The organism is Pseudomonas sp. PDM28, assembly GCF_019219115.1.
Classification (GTDB): domain Bacteria; phylum Pseudomonadota; class Gammaproteobacteria; order Pseudomonadales; family Pseudomonadaceae; genus Aquipseudomonas; species Aquipseudomonas laurylsulfatiphila.
The window spans coordinates 286,780-309,162 of the sequence record NZ_JAHUWG010000011.1; the positions used below are offsets into that span (position 1 = coordinate 286,780).

18 protein-coding genes are annotated in these 22,383 nt (G+C 61.7%); 6 read left to right on the plus strand and 12 right to left on the minus strand.

Going from position 1 to position 22,383, the window contains the following annotated elements; translation table 11 throughout:
* Positions 1 to 91: 91 nt before the first annotated feature.
* From KW841_RS25030 to KW841_RS25040, 3 genes are all read right to left on the minus strand, one after another.
* Positions 92 to 985: an NAD-dependent epimerase/dehydratase family protein gene (locus KW841_RS25030; RefSeq protein WP_218480176.1), complete on the minus strand. Its 894-nt coding sequence runs from the start codon at positions 983 to 985 to the stop codon at positions 92 to 94.
* A 103-nt stretch (positions 986 to 1,088) separates the two neighbouring features.
* A complete protein-coding gene (locus tag KW841_RS25035; protein WP_104450845.1) occupies positions 1,089 to 2,000 on the minus strand; it encodes a LysR family transcriptional regulator in 912 nt (303 codons plus the stop codon).
* Between the two features lie 244 nt (positions 2,001 to 2,244).
* The gene (locus tag KW841_RS25040) at positions 2,245 to 2,835 is read right to left on the minus strand and encodes an NAD(P)H-dependent oxidoreductase (RefSeq protein WP_218480177.1); all 591 of its coding nucleotides are present in this window, start codon (positions 2,833 to 2,835) and stop codon (positions 2,245 to 2,247) included.
* A 163-nt stretch (positions 2,836 to 2,998) separates the two neighbouring features.
* On the opposite strand from KW841_RS25040, the gene KW841_RS25045 reads away from it, so the two are divergent.
* On the plus strand, positions 2,999 to 3,313 hold the full coding sequence (locus KW841_RS25045; RefSeq protein WP_218480178.1) for a putative quinol monooxygenase: 315 nt from the start codon (positions 2,999 to 3,001) through the stop codon (positions 3,311 to 3,313).
* On the opposite strand, the gene KW841_RS25050 is transcribed toward KW841_RS25045, so the two are convergent.
* Complete coding sequence (locus KW841_RS25050) at positions 3,303 to 4,067, minus strand: sulfite exporter TauE/SafE family protein (protein ID WP_218480179.1); 765 nt, start codon at positions 4,065 to 4,067, stop codon at positions 3,303 to 3,305. The two genes, KW841_RS25045 and KW841_RS25050, sit on opposite strands and share 11 nt — an antisense overlap.
* 215 nt (positions 4,068 to 4,282) lie before the next feature.
* Here KW841_RS25050 and KW841_RS25055 point away from each other — a divergent pair, with 215 nt between their 5' ends.
* From KW841_RS25055 to KW841_RS25070, 4 genes are all read left to right on the plus strand, one after another.
* Entirely contained in the window at positions 4,283 to 5,167 is an 885-nt protein-coding gene (locus tag KW841_RS25055; RefSeq protein ID WP_218480180.1) for a LysR substrate-binding domain-containing protein, read from the plus strand.
* A 42-nt stretch (positions 5,168 to 5,209) separates the two neighbouring features.
* A complete protein-coding gene (locus tag KW841_RS25060; protein ID WP_218480181.1) occupies positions 5,210 to 5,788 on the plus strand; it encodes an NAD(P)H-dependent oxidoreductase in 579 nt (192 codons plus the stop codon).
* Positions 5,789 to 5,837: 49 nt separating this feature from the next.
* The gene (locus KW841_RS25065; protein ID WP_218480182.1) at positions 5,838 to 6,209 is read left to right on the plus strand and encodes a MerR family transcriptional regulator; all 372 of its coding nucleotides are present in this window, start codon (positions 5,838 to 5,840) and stop codon (positions 6,207 to 6,209) included.
* Between the two features lie 106 nt (positions 6,210 to 6,315).
* The gene (locus tag KW841_RS25070) at positions 6,316 to 6,660 is read left to right on the plus strand and encodes a cupin domain-containing protein (RefSeq protein WP_007900627.1); all 345 of its coding nucleotides are present in this window, start codon (positions 6,316 to 6,318) and stop codon (positions 6,658 to 6,660) included.
* A gap of 165 nt (positions 6,661 to 6,825) precedes the next feature.
* Here KW841_RS25070 and mmsB read toward each other — a convergent pair whose 3' ends face one another.
* Both mmsB and KW841_RS25080 read right to left on the minus strand, forming a co-directional pair.
* Entirely contained in the window at positions 6,826 to 7,713 is an 888-nt protein-coding gene (gene mmsB / locus KW841_RS25075) for a 3-hydroxyisobutyrate dehydrogenase (RefSeq protein ID WP_218480183.1), read from the minus strand.
* A 10-nt stretch (positions 7,714 to 7,723) separates the two neighbouring features.
* Positions 7,724 to 9,250, minus strand: a complete 1,527-nt coding sequence (locus tag KW841_RS25080) for a CoA-acylating methylmalonate-semialdehyde dehydrogenase (RefSeq protein ID WP_218480184.1) — start codon at positions 9,248 to 9,250, stop codon at positions 7,724 to 7,726.
* Positions 9,251 to 9,400: 150 nt separating this feature from the next.
* Between KW841_RS25080 and KW841_RS25085 the strand changes: the two genes are divergently transcribed.
* The gene (locus KW841_RS25085; protein ID WP_104450826.1) at positions 9,401 to 10,348 is read left to right on the plus strand and encodes a LysR family transcriptional regulator; all 948 of its coding nucleotides are present in this window, start codon (positions 9,401 to 9,403) and stop codon (positions 10,346 to 10,348) included.
* Here KW841_RS25085 and KW841_RS25090 read toward each other — a convergent pair.
* From KW841_RS25090 to recC, 6 genes are all read right to left on the minus strand, one after another.
* Positions 10,345 to 10,809 carry an OmpA family protein gene (locus tag KW841_RS25090; protein ID WP_256356695.1) on the minus strand — a complete coding sequence of 155 codons (465 nt, stop codon included), beginning with the start codon at positions 10,807 to 10,809 and terminating at the stop codon, positions 10,345 to 10,347. The two genes, KW841_RS25085 and KW841_RS25090, sit on opposite strands and share 4 nt — an antisense overlap.
* Positions 10,810 to 10,853: 44 nt before the next feature.
* On the minus strand, positions 10,854 to 12,122 hold the full coding sequence (locus KW841_RS25095) for a diguanylate cyclase domain-containing protein (RefSeq protein ID WP_218480185.1): 1,269 nt from the start codon (positions 12,120 to 12,122) through the stop codon (positions 10,854 to 10,856).
* A complete protein-coding gene (locus tag KW841_RS25100) occupies positions 12,119 to 12,694 on the minus strand; it encodes a YfiR family protein (protein ID WP_218480186.1) in 576 nt (191 codons plus the stop codon). The genes KW841_RS25095 and KW841_RS25100 overlap by 4 nt, the downstream gene beginning before the upstream one ends.
* A gap of 119 nt (positions 12,695 to 12,813) precedes the next feature.
* Complete coding sequence (gene recD / locus KW841_RS25105) at positions 12,814 to 14,916, minus strand: exodeoxyribonuclease V subunit alpha (protein WP_218480187.1); 2,103 nt, start codon at positions 14,914 to 14,916, stop codon at positions 12,814 to 12,816.
* The gene (gene recB, locus KW841_RS25110) at positions 14,913 to 18,617 is read right to left on the minus strand and encodes an exodeoxyribonuclease V subunit beta (protein ID WP_218480188.1); all 3,705 of its coding nucleotides are present in this window, start codon (positions 18,615 to 18,617) and stop codon (positions 14,913 to 14,915) included. Before recB ends, recD begins: the two co-directional genes overlap by 4 nt.
* Complete coding sequence (recC, locus tag KW841_RS25115; protein ID WP_218480189.1) at positions 18,617 to 22,066, minus strand: exodeoxyribonuclease V subunit gamma; 3,450 nt, start codon at positions 22,064 to 22,066, stop codon at positions 18,617 to 18,619. Before recC ends, recB begins: the two co-directional genes overlap by 1 nt.
* Positions 22,067 to 22,383 lie beyond the last annotated feature (317 nt).

Below are 22,383 nucleotides of genomic sequence, written 5' to 3' on the forward strand. Positions count from 1 at the left end.
GTTTTGTGTCGTTCACAAAATGGGCGAACAACACAAAACCTGTGGGAGCGTGGCTTGCCCGCGATGAACGATGACGCGGTCTAACGCGAACTCAAACCATCTCGTCGCGAATCCACTCAATCACCGAAGTGCGCTTCGGCACCCAGCCCAACAGTTCCCGCGCATGCTTGCCACGCACCCGACTGTTGGAACCCAGACCATAGTTGGCCATTTCGTAGCCCCACTCGGCTTCGGCATCCTTGAGCGGCCAATCCTGCGGCTCGCCCAGGTTGAGCGCCCGGGCCATCGCCGTGGTCATGTCGATGAACGACGCTTCACCGCTTTCAACGAAGTAGAAGGTGCCCGGTACATTTTTGGTCAGCGCCAGCAGGTACAGCGCAACCACGTCCTCGATGTGCACGTTGGACCAGATGTTGCGGCCCGTGCCGACATGGCGCACCACGCCGCTTTTGCGCGCCTGTTTGAGCAGGCGCGGCAGCTGCACGCTGTGGCGATGGACGCCCAGGCTGTGGCCGTAGATCAAGGTGTTGCAGATCACTGCCGAGTTCACACCTTCCATGGCTGCCGCCAGGATCAGGTTATCGATGGCCACGCGCGCCGCCTTGTCGACGGTCGGTTCCGGCAGGTCGTCTTCGAAGTAGATGACATCACTGGATTGGCCGCCCGAGGCATCACCGACAATGCTCGAGCCGCTGGTGTGCAGGAACACCTTGCCAGAACCGCGCAAGGCATCGAGCAAGGCTTCCACTGCGCCACGATGATCGCTGCTGGCCGCGTTGATCACTGCATCGGCAGCGAGCGCCTGATCGGTCAACAGGTCGCGGTCGTCCAGACTGCCCACCACCGCAGAAATGCCCAGTGCACGCAGCTCATCGGCCTGTTCGGCGCTGCGCACCAGACCGGTGACAACGTGGCCGGCCTGGACCAGGCCCGTGGCGATGGAACCGCCGATAAATCCGGCAGCGCCGGTAACGAATACGTTCATGGAGAAACTCCCTGCGTGGATAAGTGATGCAAGGAGTATCCGGTAGCGATCACCGCCGAAAAATGCCCTCTGACCCAATTCACTTTTGCGCAGGGGTCACGAATCAGCCTTTGAAATCCGCGCTCGCGTAATCCGCCAATTTGCCCTGGATAAAATCCAGGAAGCATTGAATCCGCAAGGCCAGCTGCGAGTTACGGTAGTACACCGCATTGATCGGCTGGCGGTAGCCGCTGTTGAATTCGGCCAGCAACACTTTCAAGCGTCCGGCACGAATGTCCTCGATGGTCATGAAGTGCGACAGGCTGGCGATGCCCTGGCCGTCCAGTGCCAGATGGCGGATGGTCTCGCCGCTGGAGGCGCTGATCGACGCCTGGATCGGCCAGCGATCACCATGCACGTAACGCAGCGGCCATTGGTTGAGGCCTTCGTTCTGGGTGAACCCCAGCAGCGTATGGTTGGCCAGGTCAGCCACGGCTTGCGGTGTGCCGTGCTTTTCCAGGTAGGCCGGGCTGGCGACGATGTGCAGCGGGCTGCAACCCAGGGAGCGGGCATGCAGTGTCGAGTCGGTCAGGGTGCCGATGCGAATGGCGATGTCGGTGCTCTGCTCCAGCAGGTCGATGATCAAGTCATTGCTGTTGAGTTCGAGCTGGATGTCCGGGTAGAGCCTGCGGAATTCATCGATGTAGGGCACGATGGCGTGCAGCATGAAGGGTGATGCCGCGTTGATCCGCAGCCGCCCGGACGGCGTTTGCTGGCGTGAGGACAGGCGCTCTTCGAGCTCGTCCATCTGATCGAGAATGCGCTTGGCGTGCTCGAAGAAATACTTGCCCTCCTCGGTCAGGTCCATGCGTCGCGTGGTGCGATTGATCAAGGTGGTGTCGAGCTTGGCCTCCAACCGCGACAGCGTACGGCTGACCGCCGAAGGCGTTTGCCCGACCTGCTCGGCCGCCGCGGAAATCGACCCGCATTCAATCACGCAGACGAATATCTGCAATTCATCGGATCTGGCTTTCACGTGTGTCCCTTATCGATAGTGCGCCGTTCTTCTGGGCACAGAGAAACCATTGTGGCGAGGGGGCTTGCCCCCGTTGGTCCGCGAAGCGGACCCAAAACCCACTAACGCGGTGGTTCAGGAAGTCGCGCGTTAAGCGACTTTACGACGGCTTCGCCGCCGAACGGGGGCAAGCCCCCTCGCCACAAAAGCTCCTTCGCCACAGAAACTGTGCCTGACTCAAACAATCGATAGTAGCCCCAAACGGTTACGCCGACAGGCCAAACACCTCAGTCAAATGCTGCTCATAACGCGCCACATCGCCTTCGATGTTCGGGCGCTTCATCACGTCCACACAGAGGAACGTCGGCAGACCGGTCATGCCAAGGAACTCGTTGGCCTTGTGGAACGGAAAGTACACCGCGTCCACACCTTTGGCTTCGAAGAAATCGGTCGGGTCGTCGAAGGCTTGCTGCGGGGCGTTCCAGGTCAGTGACAACATGTACTGCTTGCCGTGGATCAGGCCGCCGCTGCCGTATTTCTGCGAGGCGTCGGAACGGGTGCGGCCGTCGCTGGCGTAGAGGCTGCCATGACCTTCGGTGAAGACTTCATCGATGTACTTCTTCACGGTCCACGGCGCGCCCATCCACCAGCCGGGCATCTGGTAAATGATCACGTCGGCCCAGAGAAACTTGGCCACTTCTTCGGCGACGTCGTAGCCCTCGTCGATGAAGGTGGTTTTGATATCCACACCACCGCGATCCAGCACGCTCAAAGCGGCTTCATGCAGGGTGGTGTTGTAGCGGCCGTCGGAGTGCGCAAATTGTTTGCCGCCGTTGAGCAACAGGACTTTTTTCATGGAAGGTCTCGGGAAGGGTCGGGAATTCGATGGCGGCAGAGTACCGATCGGCCTCGCGCGGAATAAGCGTCGATTTGGCAAAATTCATTTGACCCACAAGCACGAATCCACAGGTGATTGTTGCCTTAGACTGGCGCCCATTCTGACCTGAGGAGAGATGTAGATGAGTGAAATCCAGGGCTTCATCCTGCACGCCAAGACCCGTCCGGAAAAATCCGACGCCTTCGAAGCGTTTTTCAGCGGCTACGTGCAAGCAAGCCGCGCCGAACCCGGTTGCATCGAATACCACATGCTGCGCGATAAACAGGACCCGACCCTGTTCATCTTCTACGAGATCTGGCAGTCCCAGGCCCATCTGGACGTGCACTCGAACCTGCCGCACATGAAGCAGTTCCTCGAGCAGCGCGATGAATACCTGGAACAGGACTTCGAAATCCGCGCCATCGACATGATCAGCCCGTCGTCCGCTAGCCGCTGATCAGCAAATGGCCGCCAAGCACCCCCAGGCCAACGAAAAACACGCGCTTGAACCACAGGGCGCTGATCCGCTGGCGCAGCAATTGCCCCAGCCACATGCCGAGCATGGCCGGGATCAGCGCCAGCAGCGACGCGCTCAACTCGCCCCCGCCGAGCGCGCCGCGCCATAATAAGCCACCGGCCAGGGCCAGGGTCGAGACGGTGAACGACAGGCCCAGCGCCTGCACCAGTTCGTCCCGGCTCAAACCCAGCGCTTGCAGGTAGGGCACCGCCGGAATCACGAACACGCCGGTGGCCGAAGTGATGACGCCGGTCAGCAGGCCACACAGCGGACCGAGCCAGCGTTCACGCTGGGGTCCTACGCGCAAGGTCGGCATGCACAATCCGCTCAGCGCATACAGCAACAACGCAGCGCCCAACCCTCGCACCACCCAATGGCCACCGCTCATGCCGATCCACACTGTGCCTGCCCCGGTGCCGATAAAGATCGCCAGCAACATCGGCCACAGTCGCTTGACCAGCCCGGACAAATGCCCGCCGAATGCCAGTTGCCAGACGTTGGTGAGCGTTGCCGGAATGATCAATAGCGCGGCTGCCTGCGACGGTGCCATAGCCAGACCCAGCAGTCCCATGGCAACCGTGGGCAAGCCGAGGCCGATCACGCCCTTGATCATGCCGGCCAGTACAAAGGTGCCGATCACCAGCAGTGACAAGGCCAATCCGAGATTCTGGTAAAACGCCGAGAGTGTGTTCATGGGGCTATGGTGGGCCCGCGGGGGTTGATTGAAAATCTGCCATATACTGAGGTTGCCTCTTGTTTTGACAGAGGCTGATTGTTTCGCTGCGGCAACGGGCCTCTTCGCGAGCAGGCTCGCTCCCACAGGGGTTATGCGCCGATCACATACCCAATGTGGGAGCGAGCCTGCTCGCGAAGGCGTCGGTCCAGAAAATAGAAAATCCAGGATAAACGATGCACTTCGACCTGACCGACCTGCGCCTGTACCTGAACATCCTCGACACCGGCAACATCACCGCCGGCGCCGCACGCAGTCATCTGTCACTCGCAGCGGCCAGCGCACGGATTCGCGCCATGGAGGCATCTTTGGGCGTCGAGTTTCTGGAGCGCAACCGTCGCGGGGTCAGCCCGACACCGGCCGGCGATGCCCTCGCCCGGCACGCCCGGGTTCTGCTGCAACAGGCCGAACGCCTGCAACAGGAACTGGCCGAATACGCCAAGGGCGTCAAAGGCCAGGTGCGGCTGCTGTGCAATACCACGGCGATCACCGAGTACCTGCCGGAGTTGCTCGCGGACTTCCTGCACAACCATCCCAACCTCGACATCGACCTGCAGGAACTGCCCAGCGCCCGCATCACCCACGCCTTGCGCCAGGGCGCGGCGGACCTGGGCATCGTTTCCGACGCGGTGGACACCGATGACTTGCAGACCCGAGCGTTCCGCGATGATCCGCTGGTGCTGATCATGCCTCGCGATCACTCCCTGGCACAGGCAACCTCGGTGAGCTTCACCGACACGCTGCATCACGACTACGTCGGCCTGAATGCCAACAGCGCGCTGGCGGTGTATCTCGAAGAACAGGCGCTGCACGCCGGCCTGCGCATGCAGATTCGCATCCGCGCCGATGGCTTCGATGGCGTGATGCGCATGGTCGCCCGTGGGGCGGGCCTGGCGATTGTGCCGCTGGCCGCGGTCGATCGCGGGTCAGGCGGACTGCCCTTCAAGAGCCTCGGCCTGCAGGAAGCCTGGGGCCAACGCAAACTGTTGCTCTGTGCACGGGACTTCGCCGCATTGCCCGGTTATGCCAAGGCCCTGCTGCACGCCTTGACTCTCCCCTGAGGGGCAGACTTTATCCTTGAGGTTTGATCTTCAAGGACAGCGATGATGGGTAAACGAATACTGGTGATCCTCGGGCATCCGTCCAGCAACAGCTTCTGCGCCGCCCTTGCCGAGCGTTACTCGCAGTCGGCCGTGCGCGCCGGGCATGAGGTGCGGCAGTTGTTTCTCGGCACCCTGGATTTTGACCCGGTGCTGCGCGAAGGCTACCAGCAGGTCCAGCCGCTGGAGGCCGACTTGCATAACGCCCAGGCCGACATTCTGTGGGCCGAACAGCTGACGCTGGTTTATCCGATCTGGTGGGGTGGCGTACCGGCCTTGCTCAAGGGCTTTTTCGACCGGGTGTTCTTGCCGGGTTTTGCCTTCAGGTATCGCCAGGGCAAAGCCTTCCCCGACAAACTCCTGCGCGGCCGAACCGCCCACCTGCTGGTGACGATGGACACGCCGCCCTGGTACTACCGCTGGATCTACCGCATGCCCGGATTGCATCAGGTCCGTAAAACCACGCTGGAATTCTGTGGCATCAAGCCAACCCGCACCCTCACCTTCGGGCCCATTCTCGGCGCCAGCGCCGACCGGCATGCGGCCTGGTTACGCCAGGCCGAAGCTATCGCCAGCGCTTGAGTCGGTCGATAATGCGCCGAGCTTTATCCTCGGAGAAAAGGACCCTCCCATGTACATCGGCCAAGCCGCGCAACGTTCCGGAACCACTGTCAAAAGCATCCGTCACTACGAGTCGATTGGCCTGCTGCCTGCTGCCCGACGTCAGGGCAAGTACCGCATCTATGACCAGCACAGCGTCGATCTGCTGATGTTCATCAAATGTGCGCAGCAGCTGGGTTTCAGACTCAAGGAATTGCAGTCAGCCTTCGCCGGACATCAGGGCCCTCAATTGCCATGGGAACGGGCTCATCAGGTCATCGCCAGCAAAAAACAGGAAATCGCCGAACGGATAGCGGCGCTGTCGCAACAGCACGCGCAATTGGTCGAGCTCGAAAACAGTCTCGAACAATCCAGGCTCGACTGCCCGTTGACCCGTCTCTGAGGGCTGTGCGTTTCTGGACAGCTCAGTGTCGAGCACAGACAACTGACCCACGGACAGGCGCTATAGGGTGCGACTTCAGTTCTTGAGCCCACTGCCCGGAGTCATCATGACCGCACCGATTACCGTTCTTCGCGACACCCACCCGCTGCCCGTGCTCGACGCCTGCAAATGGGAAAAGCTCGAAGGCGACCCGCACACCGTCAACCTCAACGCCTACACCAGTGAAGACGGCAGCAAGATCATGGGCACCTGGATCTGCACGCCGGGCAAGTGGTATGTGGAATATGTGAAGTGGGAGTACTGCCATTTCCAGGAAGGCTACTGCATCATCACCCCCGAAGGCATGGCGCCGATCCACCTGCGCGCTGGGGACATTTTTGTCATCGAGCCCGGGATGAAAGGCACCTGGGAAGTGGTGGAGACCGTGCGCAAGTATTTCGTGTTTGCCTGATGCAAAAAAACCGGGGGATCACCCGACGTGATCTCCCGGTCAAAAGTCTTTAGGTAAGCGCCGTACCCTGTGGGAGCGAGCTTGCTCGCGATAGCGGTGGGTCAGTCACCATCAATGTCGACTGTAACGACCTCATCGCGAGCAAGCTCGCTCCCACAGTTTTTGCTATTGCGGCTTGCGATAGCTATTGATGATCGCCGAGAAGTCGTTGCCACCCTCCCCACGCAAACTCATCGCCTGATACAACTGCTGTGCCACCGCGCCAAGCACCACCGGCTGGTGCGCCTGACGCGCCGCTTCAGTGGCCAGCCCCAGATCCTTGAGCATCAGTTCGGCCCCGAAGCCGCCGGTGTAGCCGCGCGACGCCGGTGCTGTTTCGACGATGCCCGGCCACGGGTTGTACATCTCCGAACTCCAGCAACGCCCGGTGGAGCTGTTGATGATGCCTGCCAGTACCTTGGTGTCGATGCCCAGCGCATCACCCAGCGCCATGGCTTCGCTGACGCCGACCATGGAAATCCCCAGCAGCAGGTTGTTGCAGATTTTAGCGATTTGCCCGGTGCCGACCTCACCACAATGGACGATGTTGCGGCCCATCTGCGCCAGTACTGGTTGCAGGGTGGCGAACAGTTCAGGCGTGGCGCCGACCATGAAGGTCAGGGTCCCGGCGGCTGCACCACCGGTACCGCCAGAGACCGGCGCATCGGCCATGGTCACGCCCTGTTTGGCAGCGGCGGCGGCCACGTCTCGCGCAGTCTGCGGATCGATGGTGCTGCAATCGACGGCCGGCACGCCTTGACCGATACCGGCGAGCACGCCGTCTTCACCCAGCCACACGCTGCGCACATGCACGGCGGCAGGCAGCATGGTGATCACCAGTTCGGCGCCCTCCGCCGCTTCACGGGCCGATGCGCTGATACTGCCGCCCAGCTGTTCCAGCTCCGCCAGCACAGCCTTGTTCAAGTCCACCAGGCGCAGCGCATGGCCGGCCTTGATCAGGTTGCGCGCCATCGGCGCGCCCATGTTGCCCAGACCGATAAAAGCGATTTTCATGTCCGGCTCCTTATCGCAAGTTGATCGTGGTGTTCACACCGTCGTTGACGCTGTTGTCATCGAACCAGCGACTGGTGACGGTCTTGGTCTGAGTGTAGAACTGCACCACTTGCTTGCCGTACGGACCGAGGTCGCCGAGCTTGGAGCCGCGCGAACCGGTGAAGCTGAAGAACGGGACCGGCACCGGGATCGGGATGTTGATGCCGACCTGGCCGACATCGATCTCGCTCTGGAATTTACGTGCCGCCGCACCGCTCTGGGTGAACAGGCCCGTGCCGTTGCCGAACGGGTTGGCGTTGACCAGGGCGATGGCCTCGTCGAGGGTGGCGACTTCCAGCACCACCAGCACCGGGCCGAAGATTTCCTGGGTGTAGATCTGCATGTCGGGGGTCACGCCGGAAAACAGGGTCGGGCCGACAAAGTTGCCCTTCTCGTAACCTGGAACCGAGATCTCGCGACCGTCCAGCTCCAGTTTGGCGCCTTCCTTGATGCCGCTTTCGATCAGGTCGAGAATTCGCGCCTTGGCTTTTTTCGAAATCACCGGACCGACATCGGTGCCCGGCTCACTGCCAGCATTGACCTTGAGTTTTTGCGCCAGCGCCTTGAGGTCCGGCAGCCATTGCTTGGCCGCACCCACCAGCACCACCACGGAAGTGGCCATGCAACGTTGACCGGCAGCACCGAAGCCGGCACCCACCAGCGCATTCAGCGCTTGTTCGCGATTGGCGTCCGGCAGCACCACGGCGTGGTTCTTGGCGCCCATCATCGATTGCACGCGCTTACCGTGTTTACCGGCCAGGTCATAGACATGAGTACCGACGGCGGTCGAACCGACGAAGGAAACCGCCTTGATGTCCTTGTGGGTGCAGAGCCCGTCCACCACATCCTTGCCGCCATGCACGACGTTGAGCACGCCGGCCGGGATACCCGCCTCGATCGCCAGCTCCACCAGGAGCATGGTCGACATCGGGTCCTGTTCCGACGGTTTGAGTACGAAGGTGTTACCGCAGGCGATGGCCATCGGGAACATCCACAGCGGAATCATCGCCGGGAAGTTGAACGGGGTAATGCCCGCGCACACGCCGATTGGCTGGCGCAGGGTGTAGGTGTCGACGCCACCGGCGACGTTCTCAGCGAATTCGCCCATTTGCAGGCTGCCGATGGAACAGGCGTGCTCGACCACTTCCAGGCCACGGAAAATATCGCCTTCGGCGTCGGCAATGGTCTTGCCCTGCTCGGCGCTCAGGACCGCGGCGATGCGCTTGGAGTGCTCGCGAATCAGCGCCTGGAGCTTGAGCATGATGCGCATACGCGCGCCGATGGGTGTCAGCTTCCAGGTCTGGAACGCGCGATGAGCGGCGCTGATGGCGGCATCGACTTCTTCGGCGGTGGCAAACGGCACTTTGGCCAGCACTTGCTGGGTCGCCGGGTTGACGATGTCGTGCCATTCGGTGGACTTGGACTCGACCCACTCGCCGTCGATCAACAGTTTGACCTTTTGCACGGTGGTGTCATTGGGAGTGAGCGATACGTTCATGTGGGTCTCCGGATCCTTGTTGTTATCTTGGGAGCCAGGGCGAAAGGGTCGCCCTGAGATGAGCTGTTTGTCGCGAATTGGTTCTCGGACTGTTTTTGGAGTATAGATGTGCAAACTTCTGATAAGAACGCACATAAAAACCGGTCCAACATGCAAAAAAACATCACCTCCCTCGGTTCGCTGAACTGGGATGACCTCAAGTTTTTCCTTGAAGTCGCCCGCACCCGCAAGGCCAGCACTGCGGCCAAGCGCCTGGCGGTGGACTACACCACGGTGTCGCGCCGCATCAGTTCGCTGGAAACAGCGCTGGGCACCTTGCTGTTCGAGAAGTCCCGGACCAACGGCTTCGTCCTGACTGCCGAAGGCCAGCGGTTGATGGGGTATGCCGAATCGATCGAAAGCACCTTGCACATGGCGTGCGAGCAGGTTTCCGGGTCCGGCGTGGCGCTGTCCGGTCATGTGCGCATGGGCTGCACCGAAGGTTTCGGCAGCTTTTTCATCACGCCGCAGCTGAGCCACTTCGTCGACACCTACCCGGCGATCTCGGTGGACATCCTGCCGCTGCCGCACTTCATCAGCCTGTCCAAGCGCGAGGCCGACATCGTCATCGCCCTGGAGCGTCCGGAACATGGCCCGTACGTCTGCTGCAAACTGTGCGACTACCGGTTGCAGCTGTACGCGACCCAGGATTATCTCGACAACCACCCGGCCATCCGCCGCCCGGCAGACCTGGCGAAACATTCGTTTATCAGTTACGTCGACGACCTGGCGTTCAGCTCGGAGCTGTTGTACCTGGCCAATGTACTGCCCGGCGCCAGCGCCAACCTGCGCAGCACCAGCGTGATCGCGCAGTTCGTGGCGGCGCAGCAGGGGCGCTCACTGGCGATCCTGCCGTGCTTCCTCGCAACACAGGACCCGCGCCTGCTGCCGGTGTTGCCGCAGGAAATCAACATCACCCGACAGTTCTGGATGTACTGCCGGGAGGACCTCAGGAAGCTCAAGCGGATCACCCTGTTGTGGGATTATATCCGCCAGGTCACTGAGCAGAATCAGGGCCTGCTGATGGGGGAAAGCCGGGAGATGTTGTTTGCCGATTAGTCGGAGCTGACGACGATGGCGACCCGGCGATTCTCCGTGCGGCCACTGGAGGTGCTGTTGGTGGCCACCGGTACGCTGCTGCCCAGGCCGCGCAACTGGATATTTTCCGGCTTCATGCCGACCGTGTTGAGCACCCTGGCAACGCTTTTCGCCCGGCGCACGGACAGTTGCTCGTTGTAGGCCTCTTTGCCCGATGCGTCTGTGTGACCATCGACCCGCACTCGTTCGATCCCCACACCGAGCAGTGCCTTGCCGATGCGCTCGACGATCTCGGTGCTCTGCTTGTTCAGGCTGTCATCGTCGCTGCCGAATAACACCTTGCCGGACAAACCGAAGGCCCAGCCATCGTCGGTCAGCTCGAAACCCTGCTGTTTCAGCACGGCGATTTGCGCCGGGGTCAGGCCTTTTGGCGGGGTGGTCTGGCAACCTGTCAGGCTCAGCAGGGCCACGAGCAAGGTCATGGTGAAAAAACGCAGGGAACGCGGGTTGAAAGTGAACACGAAAATCAGCTCCTGTTTTGAACATCGGCGGCAGGATGCTCCGACCCTGCCGTGTACTGTGCGCCTCGGGACAGGCGCTTGGCCTGGTACATCGCACTATCGGCGGCGTTGAGCAGGGCACCCGGCGTTGCGCCATGATCCGGGTACACCGCGACACCGATACTGAGTGAGGTCAACACCTGGGTACTGCCCGGCAATGGAATCGGCATGTCCATGCTGGCCAGAATCTTGTCGGCAATTCGTTCGGCGTCTGCGGTCTTGTGCAGCGGTGTCAGCAGCACGGCAAACTCATCGCCACCCAAGCGCGCCACCAGGTCCTCTTCCCGCAGTTGCGCGCGAACCCGGTTGGCCACGGCCACCAACACCGCATCCCCCGCCGCATGGCCGAAACTGTCGTTGATCTCCTTGAAGCGATCGCTGTCGAGAAACAACACCGCCACTCGCTCGCCGAGCTTGTTGGCGTTGCGTAGCGCGCGCATCAGGCGACCTTCGAAAAACGCCCGGTTGGGTAACCCTGTGAGGCTGTCGTGACTGGCCTGGTGCGCCAGGGATTCGTTTTCGCTTTGCAGGTGCGATTGCCAGGCTTCCAGTTCATCGAGCAGGGCATTGAAGTCGTTGCCGAAATCATCGAGCTCGGCAATGTCGGCGGGCGGCACGCGCTTGTCGAAGGCCCGCTCACTACGCGCGGCGTGGGCGACGGTGGCGAGGTTGCGCAGGGGCTTGGTGATCCCGCGAAGTTGTCGGCGTGCCAGAAAGAGCGCCACCCAGGCACTGACGGCCGTGCACAAGAGGATGCCCACCAGACCGCTGAGCAAATAGCGCATCAGGCTGGCGCCATGACCGGTGAGCCGGATGCTGCCGACTTCCCGCCCTTGATGGAGGATCGGCATGCTCATCGGTTCTTCGAGAAACGCTTTGGCGAGGTGCAATTCGAGATCGGAGACCCATCCGGTTTCCGGTCGTTGCCAACGGGCCAGCAACTGTCCCTGCCGGTCGAACACTTGGGCATCAGCCACTTCTTCGATGGACGCAATCAACGCCAGCGCCTCGGTGGCAGCGGGTTTGTCGTTGAACACCACCGCGGCTTCCACGGTGTAGGTGATCGAGCGTGCGATCAGGTGCAGGTTGTGATCGGCGTACACACGCAAAGCCAGCACGCCGAGCAACGTCAGCGAAACACTGGCCATGGCGACGCCCACCAGCGCGACGAGCAAGTTGCCGCGACCGATGACCGAATGCAAAGTCGGGCGACTGCCCGGTGTCAGTAGCTTCATGGCGCCGCCGGCTTGCGGCGCGAGAGTTGCAGCACGCTCGGATGGATGCGTACACCGCTGCGAGCGACGGAGTCGAGATTGACCTCGAACGACACCTGCTCGTCGCTGACCCGCAAGCAAAACAGGCTGCCGACCGCGCACTGCTCGTCACTCTCGCTAATGCTCAACACCGGATGCCCGATCAACGCGGCAAACAATCGACTGCGTTCTTCGCCAGTGAGCTTGCCGATGTAAACCGCATCGCAGTCACTGACAATCGAAGGGTTGTCGGCCAACAAGCGTTGCACCGCGACAGGTCGACCGGTCGCCTGGGTCGTGCCTTTGACCAGGTCGTCGGTGTATTCGGTAGGGCCGACCAGGCACAGGCGCAGCAGCAAAGGCTCAACGGGCCAGCGGGCGTAGCTGAGGATTCCGAGGACCACTTGGGTAACTGCTTTGGCGCGTTGGTCCGCCATGCCCACCGGGGGCTGCGATTGAGCGAAAGCGACGCTGGCCAGCAGACAAAGAAGGATGGCAAGCAGCGCTTTCTTACAGCCTACGACGCGCTCTGTCGTCCTGACAGCCACCTTCATGCAGGAATACTCTTGGACCGGAGCGAAATGATGCCGCAACGATAGCACAGCGAGGAAATGCCAGCGAGGCCACGTACTACGCTGCCTCGGACAGTTTCCTACAATCGCTCACGGACCTTTCAGTCTGTCGGCTCGCTGCCGTCCTTTAGCTCCAGCATCAACCCGCTCAAGCGCTTGACCCTGCGTTTCACCGCCTCCTCGAACACGCCTGCGCGCGATTCGATCAGGGTGAACCAGTCTTTGGCCCGGGTAATCCCGGTGTAGATCAATTCCTTGGTGAGGACCGGATTCAAGGCATCGGGAAGAATCAACGCGGTGTGCGCGAACTCCGAGCCCTGGGATTTATGCACGGTCATGGCGTACACGGTTTCGACATCATTCAGGCGGCTTGGCAGGACAAATCGCACGCCGCCCTGGCCGTCATTGCGTGGGAACGCCACACGCAAAACCTGTTTTCCGTGGCCCTCCTGCTCCGGGAGCTTGAGAGCGATGCCGATATCGCCATTCATCAAACCCAGCCCGTAATCGTTGCGGGTCATCAGCACGGGGCGACCTTCATACCACTGCTGGTCGCTGTCGATCAGGCGTGCCCTGAGCAAGGCGTCCGTCACTCGCTGGTTCAAGCCCTCCACACCCCACGGCCCCTTGCGCACGGCACATAACAGCTGGAACGCGTCGAAGGCTTGCAACACCTCCCGGGCCCAGTCGGTCCAGCGTGAATCTTCCAGCGGGCTGTCGAGTGGCGGTCGCTGTTTGCGCAGCAAGGCCAGGTAATGCCGATAACCCTGCGGGCCCTCACCGTGACCTTCGAGCAGCAAACGCTCCAGGGTCCGGTCCTGCTCCCCTTTGAGGGACAAGCCATACACATCGTCATGGCTTCGCGCAGACAACAACTTGCGTGCTTCTTCCGGTTGCTGCTGGTTGACCCAACGAGCCAGTTGGCCAATACCGCTGCCTTCACCGAATCGCCGGGAATGACGCAACATCACCACCTGTTGGGCCAGTGGATGAGCGCCCTGCGTGTCCTCCTGCAAACCACTGGCCTGCAGGCTTTCGCCGCTGACGGCTTCCAGCCACTGGCGTGTCTGCGGGCTGTACCAGCCAGCCTCCGCGTCGCGACACAGATCCCCCAGTACCGCACCGGCTTCGACCGAAGCCAGCTGGTCCTTGTCCCCCAACAGCACGAGGCGTGCATGGGCCGGCAAGGCGTCGAGCAGATTGGCCATCATTTCCAGGTCGATCATCGAGGCTTCGTCCACCACCAGCACATCCAGCGGCAGGCGATTGCCCGCGTGGTGCCGGAAATGACGTGTCCCAGGCCGGCTGCCCAGCAGACGGTGAACGGTGGTGACGTCGGACGGGATTTTCTCGCGAATTTCTTCGCTGACCTTCAAGGTCCGGACTTGCTGGCTGATGGACTCTGTCAGGCGCGCCGCGGCTTTGCCGGTCGGTGCGGCGAGGCGAATGCGCAAAGGCATGCCGGCCTCGACCGCCGGCGCCTGGAGCAACGCCAGCAAGCGCACGACGGTGGTGGTCTTGCCGGTTCCCGGCCCCCCCGTCACGATGCTGAAGGCGCTGCGCGTTGCCAGGGCGCAGGCCAGCTTCTGCCAGTCGATCACTTCACCCGGCCGGGCAGGCCCAAACAAACCGGTGAGACGCTGGAGCAGGTCGTTCGGCGTGGACTCGTGTTCCGTCAGGCGCTCGCGCAACGAAAGGTCGATCCGCCGCTCGTAGGCCCAATAGCGGCGCAAGTACAAGCGTTTGCCCGATAACACCAAAGGTCGGTCACGCACGTTGTCACGGCTGTCAGCGGCCAGGGCGACCAGGTTGCTGGCGGCCAGCACCTTGCACCAATGAGCACCGTCCAGCGATCCGAGCAATTGCGACGGCAACAGCATGGCGCCGCCTTGTACGTCACCTTCGGGCGGTAATGACAGGGCGAAGTCCGGTTCTTTCAGCGTCTCGAACAGGTCGAGGCAGACATGCCCGTGGCCCAACTGGTGGCTGGTCAACGCGGCTGCCAGCAAGACCAACGGATCATCCTCCGGCGCCAGCTCATGCAGAAACGCCACAAAGGCTTTGTCCAGCGCGCGCAGCCAGCCACGTTCGACCCAGCGCGTGAGCAGCAACAGCAAATCGTCGGCACGACTCAGCGGCGCCAGATCGGCCAGGCTTTCGGCTGCCAGCGATGTCGGCAGCAAATCGGCGAATGAGCGATTCATAACAGTACTCCCTGTTCCCAGGCGGGCTCGGCCTTGGGTTCTGGCTTGCCCTGGAACAGCCTGTCCAGACGCTCGATCAGTTCTCTTGGCGGACGGGTGAAAAACACACCCTGGCTGGCCGCACGCGTACCCCGCAGAAACAGGTACAACGCACCGCCGACATGCCGGTCGTAGTCGTAATCGGCGAGCCGCGCCTTGAGCTGGCGATGCAGGGCCAACAGGTACAACACGTATTGCAGGTCATAGCGGTTGTCGAGAATCGACTGTTCCATGGCCTGCACGGTGTAGGCCGCATCATCGGCGCCAAGCCAGTTGGATTTGTAGTCGGCAACGTAATAGCGGCCGTCGTGCTCGAACGTCAGGTCGATGAAGCCCTTGAACATGCCGTTGAGCAGCACCGGCTCGGCGGCCACCCGGGCCACGCCGCCATGGGTGTACTGGCACACCAGCGCATCGAGCTTGAGCACATCGACCTTGTGGCTGGCGAACCAGAATTCCATCTCGACCTGGTATTGCGTCAACTGCGCGAATATCACCGGCGCCTGATCGGCCCCCAGTTGCAACGGCGACTTGAGCAGATGCTGCAGCCAGTCACTCAGCGTGGTGATCCAGCCCTCCCAGCCTCGGCGATTGCAGCGACGGGCAATGGCGTCGATCACCTCTTGGGGTGCCGCGGCAAACCCCTCGCCCCCCGCCCATTCGAGCAGACCATGGAGGAAGGTGCCGGGGTTCGGGCCGCGCGGGAAGCGATGGATATCGCCGCCACTGGCTGCCACTTCCCTGGGAGCCTGCGGGTCGAGACGTTCGTCATCGAACAGTTTTTGCGCCTGCGGACTCTCCGGCGCCTCGTCCGTACCGACACTCAGGGTGTCGCCAATGCGCAATGCGCTGTAAGAGGCGATCCACCAGTTTTCACTGGCCTTGCGTTTCGGGATCAGCGGAGCCAGCAGCGCCGCGTCGTTTTGCGGAGGCTGGTAATGCTCTGTTGTCGCATCAGGCATCTGGGCATACGCCAGCGCCGGGCAGTCCTGTTGCAGGTCGCGCAACCACTGCTGCAACGCCGGGGAGTCGGCCAATGGCGCACCGCCCCCCAGCAGATAACCCAGCGCCGACAGATGCAGCACCGAACCATTGTTGTTGCCGCGCTTGAGGTCAGCCACCCCCAGCCAGCAGGCGTGTTGCGCCCGGGTCAGGGCGACATAGAGCAAGCGCAGATCCTCGGCCAGACGCTCATCGTCGGCCAAGGCAATCAATTCTGCCGTTGGCTTCAACGTGACCTGGGCATGGCCTGATTCATCGTGGTAGTGCAACGGCAGGCGGCTGCCATCCACCGGCTTCGCCGAGCAGATGAACGGCAGGAACACCAAGGGGTATTCGAGGCCTTTGGACTTGTGGATGGTCACGACCTTGACCAATTGCTCATCACTTTCCAGACGCAGGATCTGCTCCTCGCCCGCCTGCCCGGACAACGCCAGATGCTCGGACAAATGCCGGATCAGCGCTTGTTCGCCATCGAGTTCGGCGGCGGCCTGTTGCAGCAATTCGGACAGGTGCAGGAGGTTCGTCAAGACCCGCTCGCCGTCACTGCGGGCGATCAGCGCCTGGGGCAGACGGAAGTCGTGCAGCAAACGGCGCAGCATCGGCAGCACACCCTGCTTGCGCCAGACTTCGCGATAGCCACGGAACTGCATAACACGGGATTCCCAGGCCAACTCGTCCTGATTCAGCCGCTCCAACTCGGTCAACGAAAGGTTCAAGGTGATACTGGCCAACGCGGCCCGTAGCGGGCGCTCGACATCCGGCTCGGCGCAGGCCTTGAGCCAGGTCAGCACGTCGTGCGCCTCCTGGGCGGCGAACACCGAGTCCTTGTCCGACAGGTAGACACTGCGCACGCCTCGCGCAGCCAATTCGCCACGCACCGCCTGCGCTTCCTTGCCATCGCGTACCAGGATGGCGATGTCCGCCGGTAGCAGGCCCCTGAAGGCTTTACCGTCCTGGGTGAACCCCGCTTGCCCCTGCTGCCCGCCATTGAGCAATGCCGTGATTTCACTGGCGCAGGCCGCCGCCAGATGTTGCCGGTACACGGCGCCGGACAACGGTTGTTCGGCCGACAAGTGCCAGATGTTCAAGGCCGGAACAGGCTGATCATTGATATGCAGGACTTCTTTGCGGCCCTGGGAGGCCACCGGCATGAACGGAACCGGGTTATTGCCATTCGGCTCCCGAAAGAGGAATGCGCCCCGTCCCGACGCCCGGGCTTCGGCACGCTCGAACACATGGTTCACCGCGTTGACCATGCCATGGCTTGAGCGGAAGTTGGTGCCCAGGGTGTGCAGGCGGCCGGTGGTGGCCTGACGGGCGCGCAGGTAGGTATGGATGTCGGCACCGCGAAAAGCATAGATCGCCTGTTTCGGGTCGCCGATCAGGAACAGGCCGCACTCGGGGCTGTTCTCTTCAATCCGGTAGATGCTCTCGAAGATCCGGTATTGCACCGGGTCGGTGTCCTGGAACTCATCGATCAGGGCGACCGGAAACTGTTCACGAATCAGGGTGGCCAGGCGCTCGCCGCCATCGGACTGCAAGGCCGCATCAAGGCGCAGCAACATGTCGTCGAAACCCATTTCCGCACGACGGCGTTTCTCTTCCTCGAATCGCGCCCCGACCCAGCGGGCGGCATGTTGCAGCACGGCGGCATCGGGCGTTGGCAACCCGTCGAGACAGGCCTTGAGGCCGGCCATCGCATCGAGCCCCGGATGTCGAGGCGCTTCGCCCTTCCAGGCTTCGGCCATGCCATCAGGGGTCAGGCGCGTGAAGCCGGTGCCGATATCCAGTTGCTCGAGGGATTCGTCCTCGGCCCAGGCTTTGATTTTTTCGAACCAGGGCTCGAAATAGCGTGCCTGCATCTTGCGACCGTCGACAGCCTTGCTGGCAACGCCTTCGTGGCAAATGGCAAGCAACTCGTCCGCCCACTGCGGCCAGGGCTTCTTGAGTTCGATCAGGGCAGCCCGTCGCTCTTGCAAGCATTGCGAAATCACCTCGGCAGGCTCTTTCCCCTCCAGCGTATCGCGCTCGCTGGCGAACAGCGCACGAATCCGCGGCAACAGCGCCGCCGGACCGCCCCAATTGCTGCGCACCCAATTCAGCGCATCGCCTTGCATCGGGTAGCAGAACAGCCGCCAGTAATCGCGCAGGACTTCCCCCAGCAAGTCGCTGTGGTCGGTTTCCAGGGTCTGGGTAAACAGGCTGCCGCTGTCGAAGGCGTGTTCGCGCAACATGCGCTGGCACCAACTGTGGATAGTCGACACCGCTGCCTCGTCCATCCATTGGGCAGCGATATCCAGGCGGTTTGCGCACCCGGGCCATTGCTCGGGCAAGTACTGGTCACGCAGCTCGGCAATCAGGCTGTCGGGGGCCGGCGTTTCATCGCGGAAAAAGCGTGCGGCCTCGGCGAGTCGCGTGCGAATGCGTTCGCGCAACTCTTTAGTGGCAGCGTCGGTGAAAGTCACGACGAGGATTTGCGGCGGCAACAGCTCACGTCCGAAGCCGCTGCGCTCTCCACCACCATGCTCGCCGCCATTGCCCAGCACCAGGCGCAGGTACAACGCGGAAATGGTGAAGGTCTTGCCGGTCCCGGCGCTGGCTTCGATCAGTTGACTGCCACGCAGCGGGAAGGCCAGGGCCAGCGGTGTCTTTGTACTCATCAACGCGACTCCTCGCTGGACAGTGAACGCCAGGGTGCTTCAAGCAGCGGGCGATAGAGCGCATCACACCAGTCGGGGAAGGTTTCATCGGCGCTCAGGGCATCGTAATCGGCGAATTGGCGTGCGAGTGCCGGACTTTCGCGTCGCTCTCCGTCCGTCGTCTGCCCGTCGCCTTCATAGGCCTTGCGCGCAGCAGCCGCGGCTTTGACCGGGTCGGTTTGCCCCAGCCACGCGAAGGCGGTCTTGACCGCGATCGGCAGTGGCTGGCGCATACCCGACTGCCAGGCCATCAACAGGTCACCGAGAATTTTCCGTGCCGTGGACTGGTCCATCGGTGCGAGCAACAGGCTGTCGTCGCTGGCCACCAGTGCGGTGGTCAACGCCATGCCACTGGCACAGGCCACCAGATGTGTGAGCCACGGGCGCGTCAGTCGATGCCATTTGCGCGATTTGATCGAGCCGATACTGTTGGGGATCGTGGTGACAGACAGCAAACCACCATCAGCGTGCTGATGCAGACCGCTGAGCCAACCCTCGATGTGCAGGCCTTGCAGTTCAAGATTGACCGGCAACGCACTGCTGAGGGGTGTCGGCCACAAAGCCAGGAGCTGTTGGTGGCGTTGCAACAAGTCTGGCAGTGGTTCGATCAATTCACGTTGCAGGCACTCACCGAAACCGGCCATGGGCAGCAGCCCGCTGTTTTGCAGGCGTTTGGCCTGATCTTCCAGTGCCTGCGCGGTATTTCCCGGATCTGCCAACGCCGCTTCGAGCAAACGATCGCTGAGGCTGTAACGCTGCAACGCATCCAGGACAAAAGGCTCTTCATCGGCCAACGGCACTTCAGCCGCCTCGAAGAAGACTTTCAGTCGCTGGCTGAAAAAGTGCCGTACCGGATTGCGCAGGAAATCCTGCAGCTGACCGAGGCTGAGGGGTTCGTCCTGAACGTGAGGCCCGAGCACTTCGGCGCTCGCCTGTTGCTCTGCCGCTTGATGAAGGACCTGCCATTCGGTGGCGTAGCTGAACGACTCGTCCCCTTCGTGAAAGTAGCGGGCGCTGAAAGGCTGCAAGGGGTGTTCCCGGGTCATGGCTTCAAGCAGGTCCTCGCCACTTTGTGCCAATCGCCAACCGCTGGCCAAGTGGTCACGCAACTGGCCGATCAATACCGACGCCGGCCTCTCGCTGTTGTCGCGGATACTGCGGCCCACCCAACTGATGTACAGCTGATCACGCGCCGACAGCAAGGCTTCCAGTAGCAGGTAGCGGTCATCTTCGCGTCGGGAGCGATCGCCTGGCCGGTAATCACTGCCCATCAGATCGAAATCCAGCGGCGGTTGCGCACGCGGATAATCGCCGTCATTCATGCCCAGCAGGCAGACCAGTTTGAACGGGATAGCGCGCATGGGCATCAAGGTGCAGAAGTTCACCGCACCGGCCAGGAAGCGTTGGGACAAACGCCCCTGATCCAGGCCTGCAAGCCAGGCTTCACGAACGACCGTCAGCGGCAATTCGTCCTGCAAGCCGACGGACTCGCAGGTCTCGAGCCAGGTCTCACGCAGTTCTTCGAGCTGGGCCAGCAAGTAGTCATCGTGTTCGTTGCTGGCGAGGAAGAACAACTGCACCAACGCCTGCAAGCGCAAGCCCCATTGCCGCGGCGGTGCAGGCTGAGAGAGTTCATGGTGAGCCACTTCCAGCGCGTCCAGCAGAGCAACCAGCGGACCAATGAGCGCAGCGTCCAGACCACCGATCTCGTCGTAGGGCTCGATGCCCTCATAGGCATCGGCGCTCCCAACGGCATAACCGAGCAACATCCGTCGCAAGCCGAAACGCCAGCTGTTTTGCTCCAGTTCATTGGGCAGCCCGAGTCCGGCGCGTTGCTCGGCATTCATGCCCCAGCGAATGCCGGCACCTTCGATCCAGCGGTGCAGGGTCGGCAGGTCACGCTCCTCGACACCAAAGCGGGCGCGCAGTGCCGGGACGTCCAGCAGGTCGAGAATCTCACTGACGGGGAATCGGCTGTCAGGCAGCTTGAGCAGGTGCTCGACCGCAATCAGCAGTGGATCGCGACCACGCTGGCCCTGGTCCGCCAGCGTAAACGGAATGAAGCGCGGGTCCTGACGGTCGAGCTGGCCAAACACGGCACGAATATGCGGGGCGTAGCTGTCGATGTCCGGGACCATGACGATGATGTCCCGGGGGCGCAATGCCGGATCGGCACTGAAGCGCGCAAGCAGTTGGTCGTGGAGAATCTCGACTTCTCGCTGGGCGCTGTGGGCAATGTGAAAACGGATCGATTCGTCCGTGTGCAGATCGATGGCCGGCCAGCGCTCCCGAGTCTCGTTGAGGGGACGCAACTCGAGGATGTCATCCTGCAACTGGTTGAGCACATTCAGCGGCTGACCGTCACTGAACAGGTCGATGCGCCCGTCGCGGAATGCCGAGCGATAGCTGTTGGGATCGTCGTAACTGTCGAGCAGGTTGATGTAGTCCCGCCCCTGTTTACCCCAGGCAGCCAGCAGCGGGTGAGCATGCTGGTGCAGGGTTTGTGGGTCGATCACTACCGGCATGCCGCTCTTGCGGGCCTGACGCTTGTATTGATGACGCAACAGATCTTTATCGGCGACGATGTCTGCCCAATGGTGACGACACGGGTTGTGTACGCACAGCAGGACCTGGCTGAATCGTGCCAGCCCCGCCAGTGCTTCCAGGGCTTGGGCAGGCAACGAAGAAATCCCGAAAACGATCACTCGCGAGGGCAATCCCTTGGGAGCTGTTTCGAGGTTGTTGATGCACTCGACGAATCGCTGATGGACCCCGGCACGGCTTTGCGCCATGCCTTGCTCTCCGACATCCAGCAAGAGTGCGCGCCATAACTCTGCCTGCCAGCAATTGGCCGGCGTCAGGGCCTTGGCCTCGCCCCTGGCGCTTCTTGTCTGATGTCGACCTTCAGCCCAGTCTTCAAGCCAGTCAGCTCGATAGACCTGGTACTGGTCGAACAGGTCCGCCAGACGCTCAGCCAATTGATAGCGTTTGCGCAGATCGGTGTCATGGGTCAGGAAGCGCTGCAGCGGCTCGAAGTGTGGCTGGTTGATCAATTGCGGCAGCAGGCGCATCAGTCGCCAGGTCAGCGGGGCTTTATCGAGCAGGGACTTGGCCGGAATTTCATCGCGCCCAAGGACCATGCGATAGAGCTGCCACATGAAACTGCCGGGCAACTGCACGTCGATGGCGGCGGCGATGCCGCAGCCGCCCATGTCGTCTTCTTCGGAATCTTCCGCCAGTGCCAGCTTCAGCCATTGGGCAATGCCATTGCTTTGCACCAGCGCGATTTCATTCTCCAGGGGAGCCAGCGGGTAGCGCCGCATCCAGCTGACCACCAGGCTGCGCAACTCGTCCAGGCGGTTGCCGTGAACCACCATGAATCCAGCACTGAGGGACGTTGCGTCCGGCATAAGGCTTCCTTGGAAAACACAAATTCGAGGGACGACTTTAGCATTTGTAGGAGCGAGCTCGCTCGCGAAGGTCATCAACGATGATGGGGGTTGTCTGGGGTAACGCGGCGCCCTGAAGTTCTTCGTCGGAACGCCGCCCGGAGCAGGCTCGCTCCTACAGGGAACAGCGTTTGAGGTGTATGGAGGCGCAAAAACAAAACCCCAACTGCTTTCGCAATTGGGGTTTCGGAATTTAATCTTGACGATGACCTACTCTCACATGGGGAAACCCCACACTACCATCGGCGATGCATCGTTTCACTTCTGAGTTCGGGATG

What these genes read in the sequence shown, in the direction of transcription:
- recC (WP_218480189.1), bottom strand. Translation starts at nt 22,066, where the DNA reads ATGCCGGACGCAACGTCCCTCAGTGCTGGATTCATGGTGGTTCACGGC.
- KW841_RS25040 (WP_218480177.1), bottom strand. Translation starts at nt 2,835, where the DNA reads ATGAAAAAAGTCCTGTTGCTCAACGGCGGCAAACAATTTGCGCACTCC.
- KW841_RS25030 (WP_218480176.1), bottom strand. Translation starts at nt 985, where the DNA reads ATGAACGTATTCGTTACCGGCGCTGCCGGATTTATCGGCGGTTCCATC.
- KW841_RS25055 (WP_218480180.1), top strand. Translation starts at nt 4,283, where the DNA reads ATGCACTTCGACCTGACCGACCTGCGCCTGTACCTGAACATCCTCGAC.
- KW841_RS25085 (WP_104450826.1), top strand. Translation starts at nt 9,401, where the DNA reads ATGCAAAAAAACATCACCTCCCTCGGTTCGCTGAACTGGGATGACCTC.
- recB (WP_218480188.1), bottom strand. Translation starts at nt 18,617, where the DNA reads ATGAGTACAAAGACACCGCTGGCCCTGGCCTTCCCGCTGCGTGGCAGT.
- KW841_RS25045 (WP_218480178.1), top strand. Translation starts at nt 2,999, where the DNA reads ATGAGTGAAATCCAGGGCTTCATCCTGCACGCCAAGACCCGTCCGGAA.
- KW841_RS25090 (WP_256356695.1), bottom strand. Translation starts at nt 10,809, where the DNA reads ATGACCTTGCTCGTGGCCCTGCTGAGCCTGACAGGTTGCCAGACCACC.
- KW841_RS25080 (WP_218480184.1), bottom strand. Translation starts at nt 9,250, where the DNA reads ATGAACGTATCGCTCACTCCCAATGACACCACCGTGCAAAAGGTCAAA.
- KW841_RS25060 (WP_218480181.1), top strand. Translation starts at nt 5,210, where the DNA reads ATGATGGGTAAACGAATACTGGTGATCCTCGGGCATCCGTCCAGCAAC.
- KW841_RS25065 (WP_218480182.1), top strand. Translation starts at nt 5,838, where the DNA reads ATGTACATCGGCCAAGCCGCGCAACGTTCCGGAACCACTGTCAAAAGC.
- KW841_RS25100 (WP_218480186.1), bottom strand. Translation starts at nt 12,694, where the DNA reads ATGAAGGTGGCTGTCAGGACGACAGAGCGCGTCGTAGGCTGTAAGAAA.
- KW841_RS25095 (WP_218480185.1), bottom strand. Translation starts at nt 12,122, where the DNA reads ATGAAGCTACTGACACCGGGCAGTCGCCCGACTTTGCATTCGGTCATC.
- KW841_RS25070 (WP_007900627.1), top strand. Translation starts at nt 6,316, where the DNA reads ATGACCGCACCGATTACCGTTCTTCGCGACACCCACCCGCTGCCCGTG.
- KW841_RS25050 (WP_218480179.1), bottom strand. Translation starts at nt 4,067, where the DNA reads ATGAACACACTCTCGGCGTTTTACCAGAATCTCGGATTGGCCTTGTCA.
- recD (WP_218480187.1), bottom strand. Translation starts at nt 14,916, where the DNA reads ATGAATCGCTCATTCGCCGATTTGCTGCCGACATCGCTGGCAGCCGAA.
- mmsB (WP_218480183.1), bottom strand. Translation starts at nt 7,713, where the DNA reads ATGAAAATCGCTTTTATCGGTCTGGGCAACATGGGCGCGCCGATGGCG.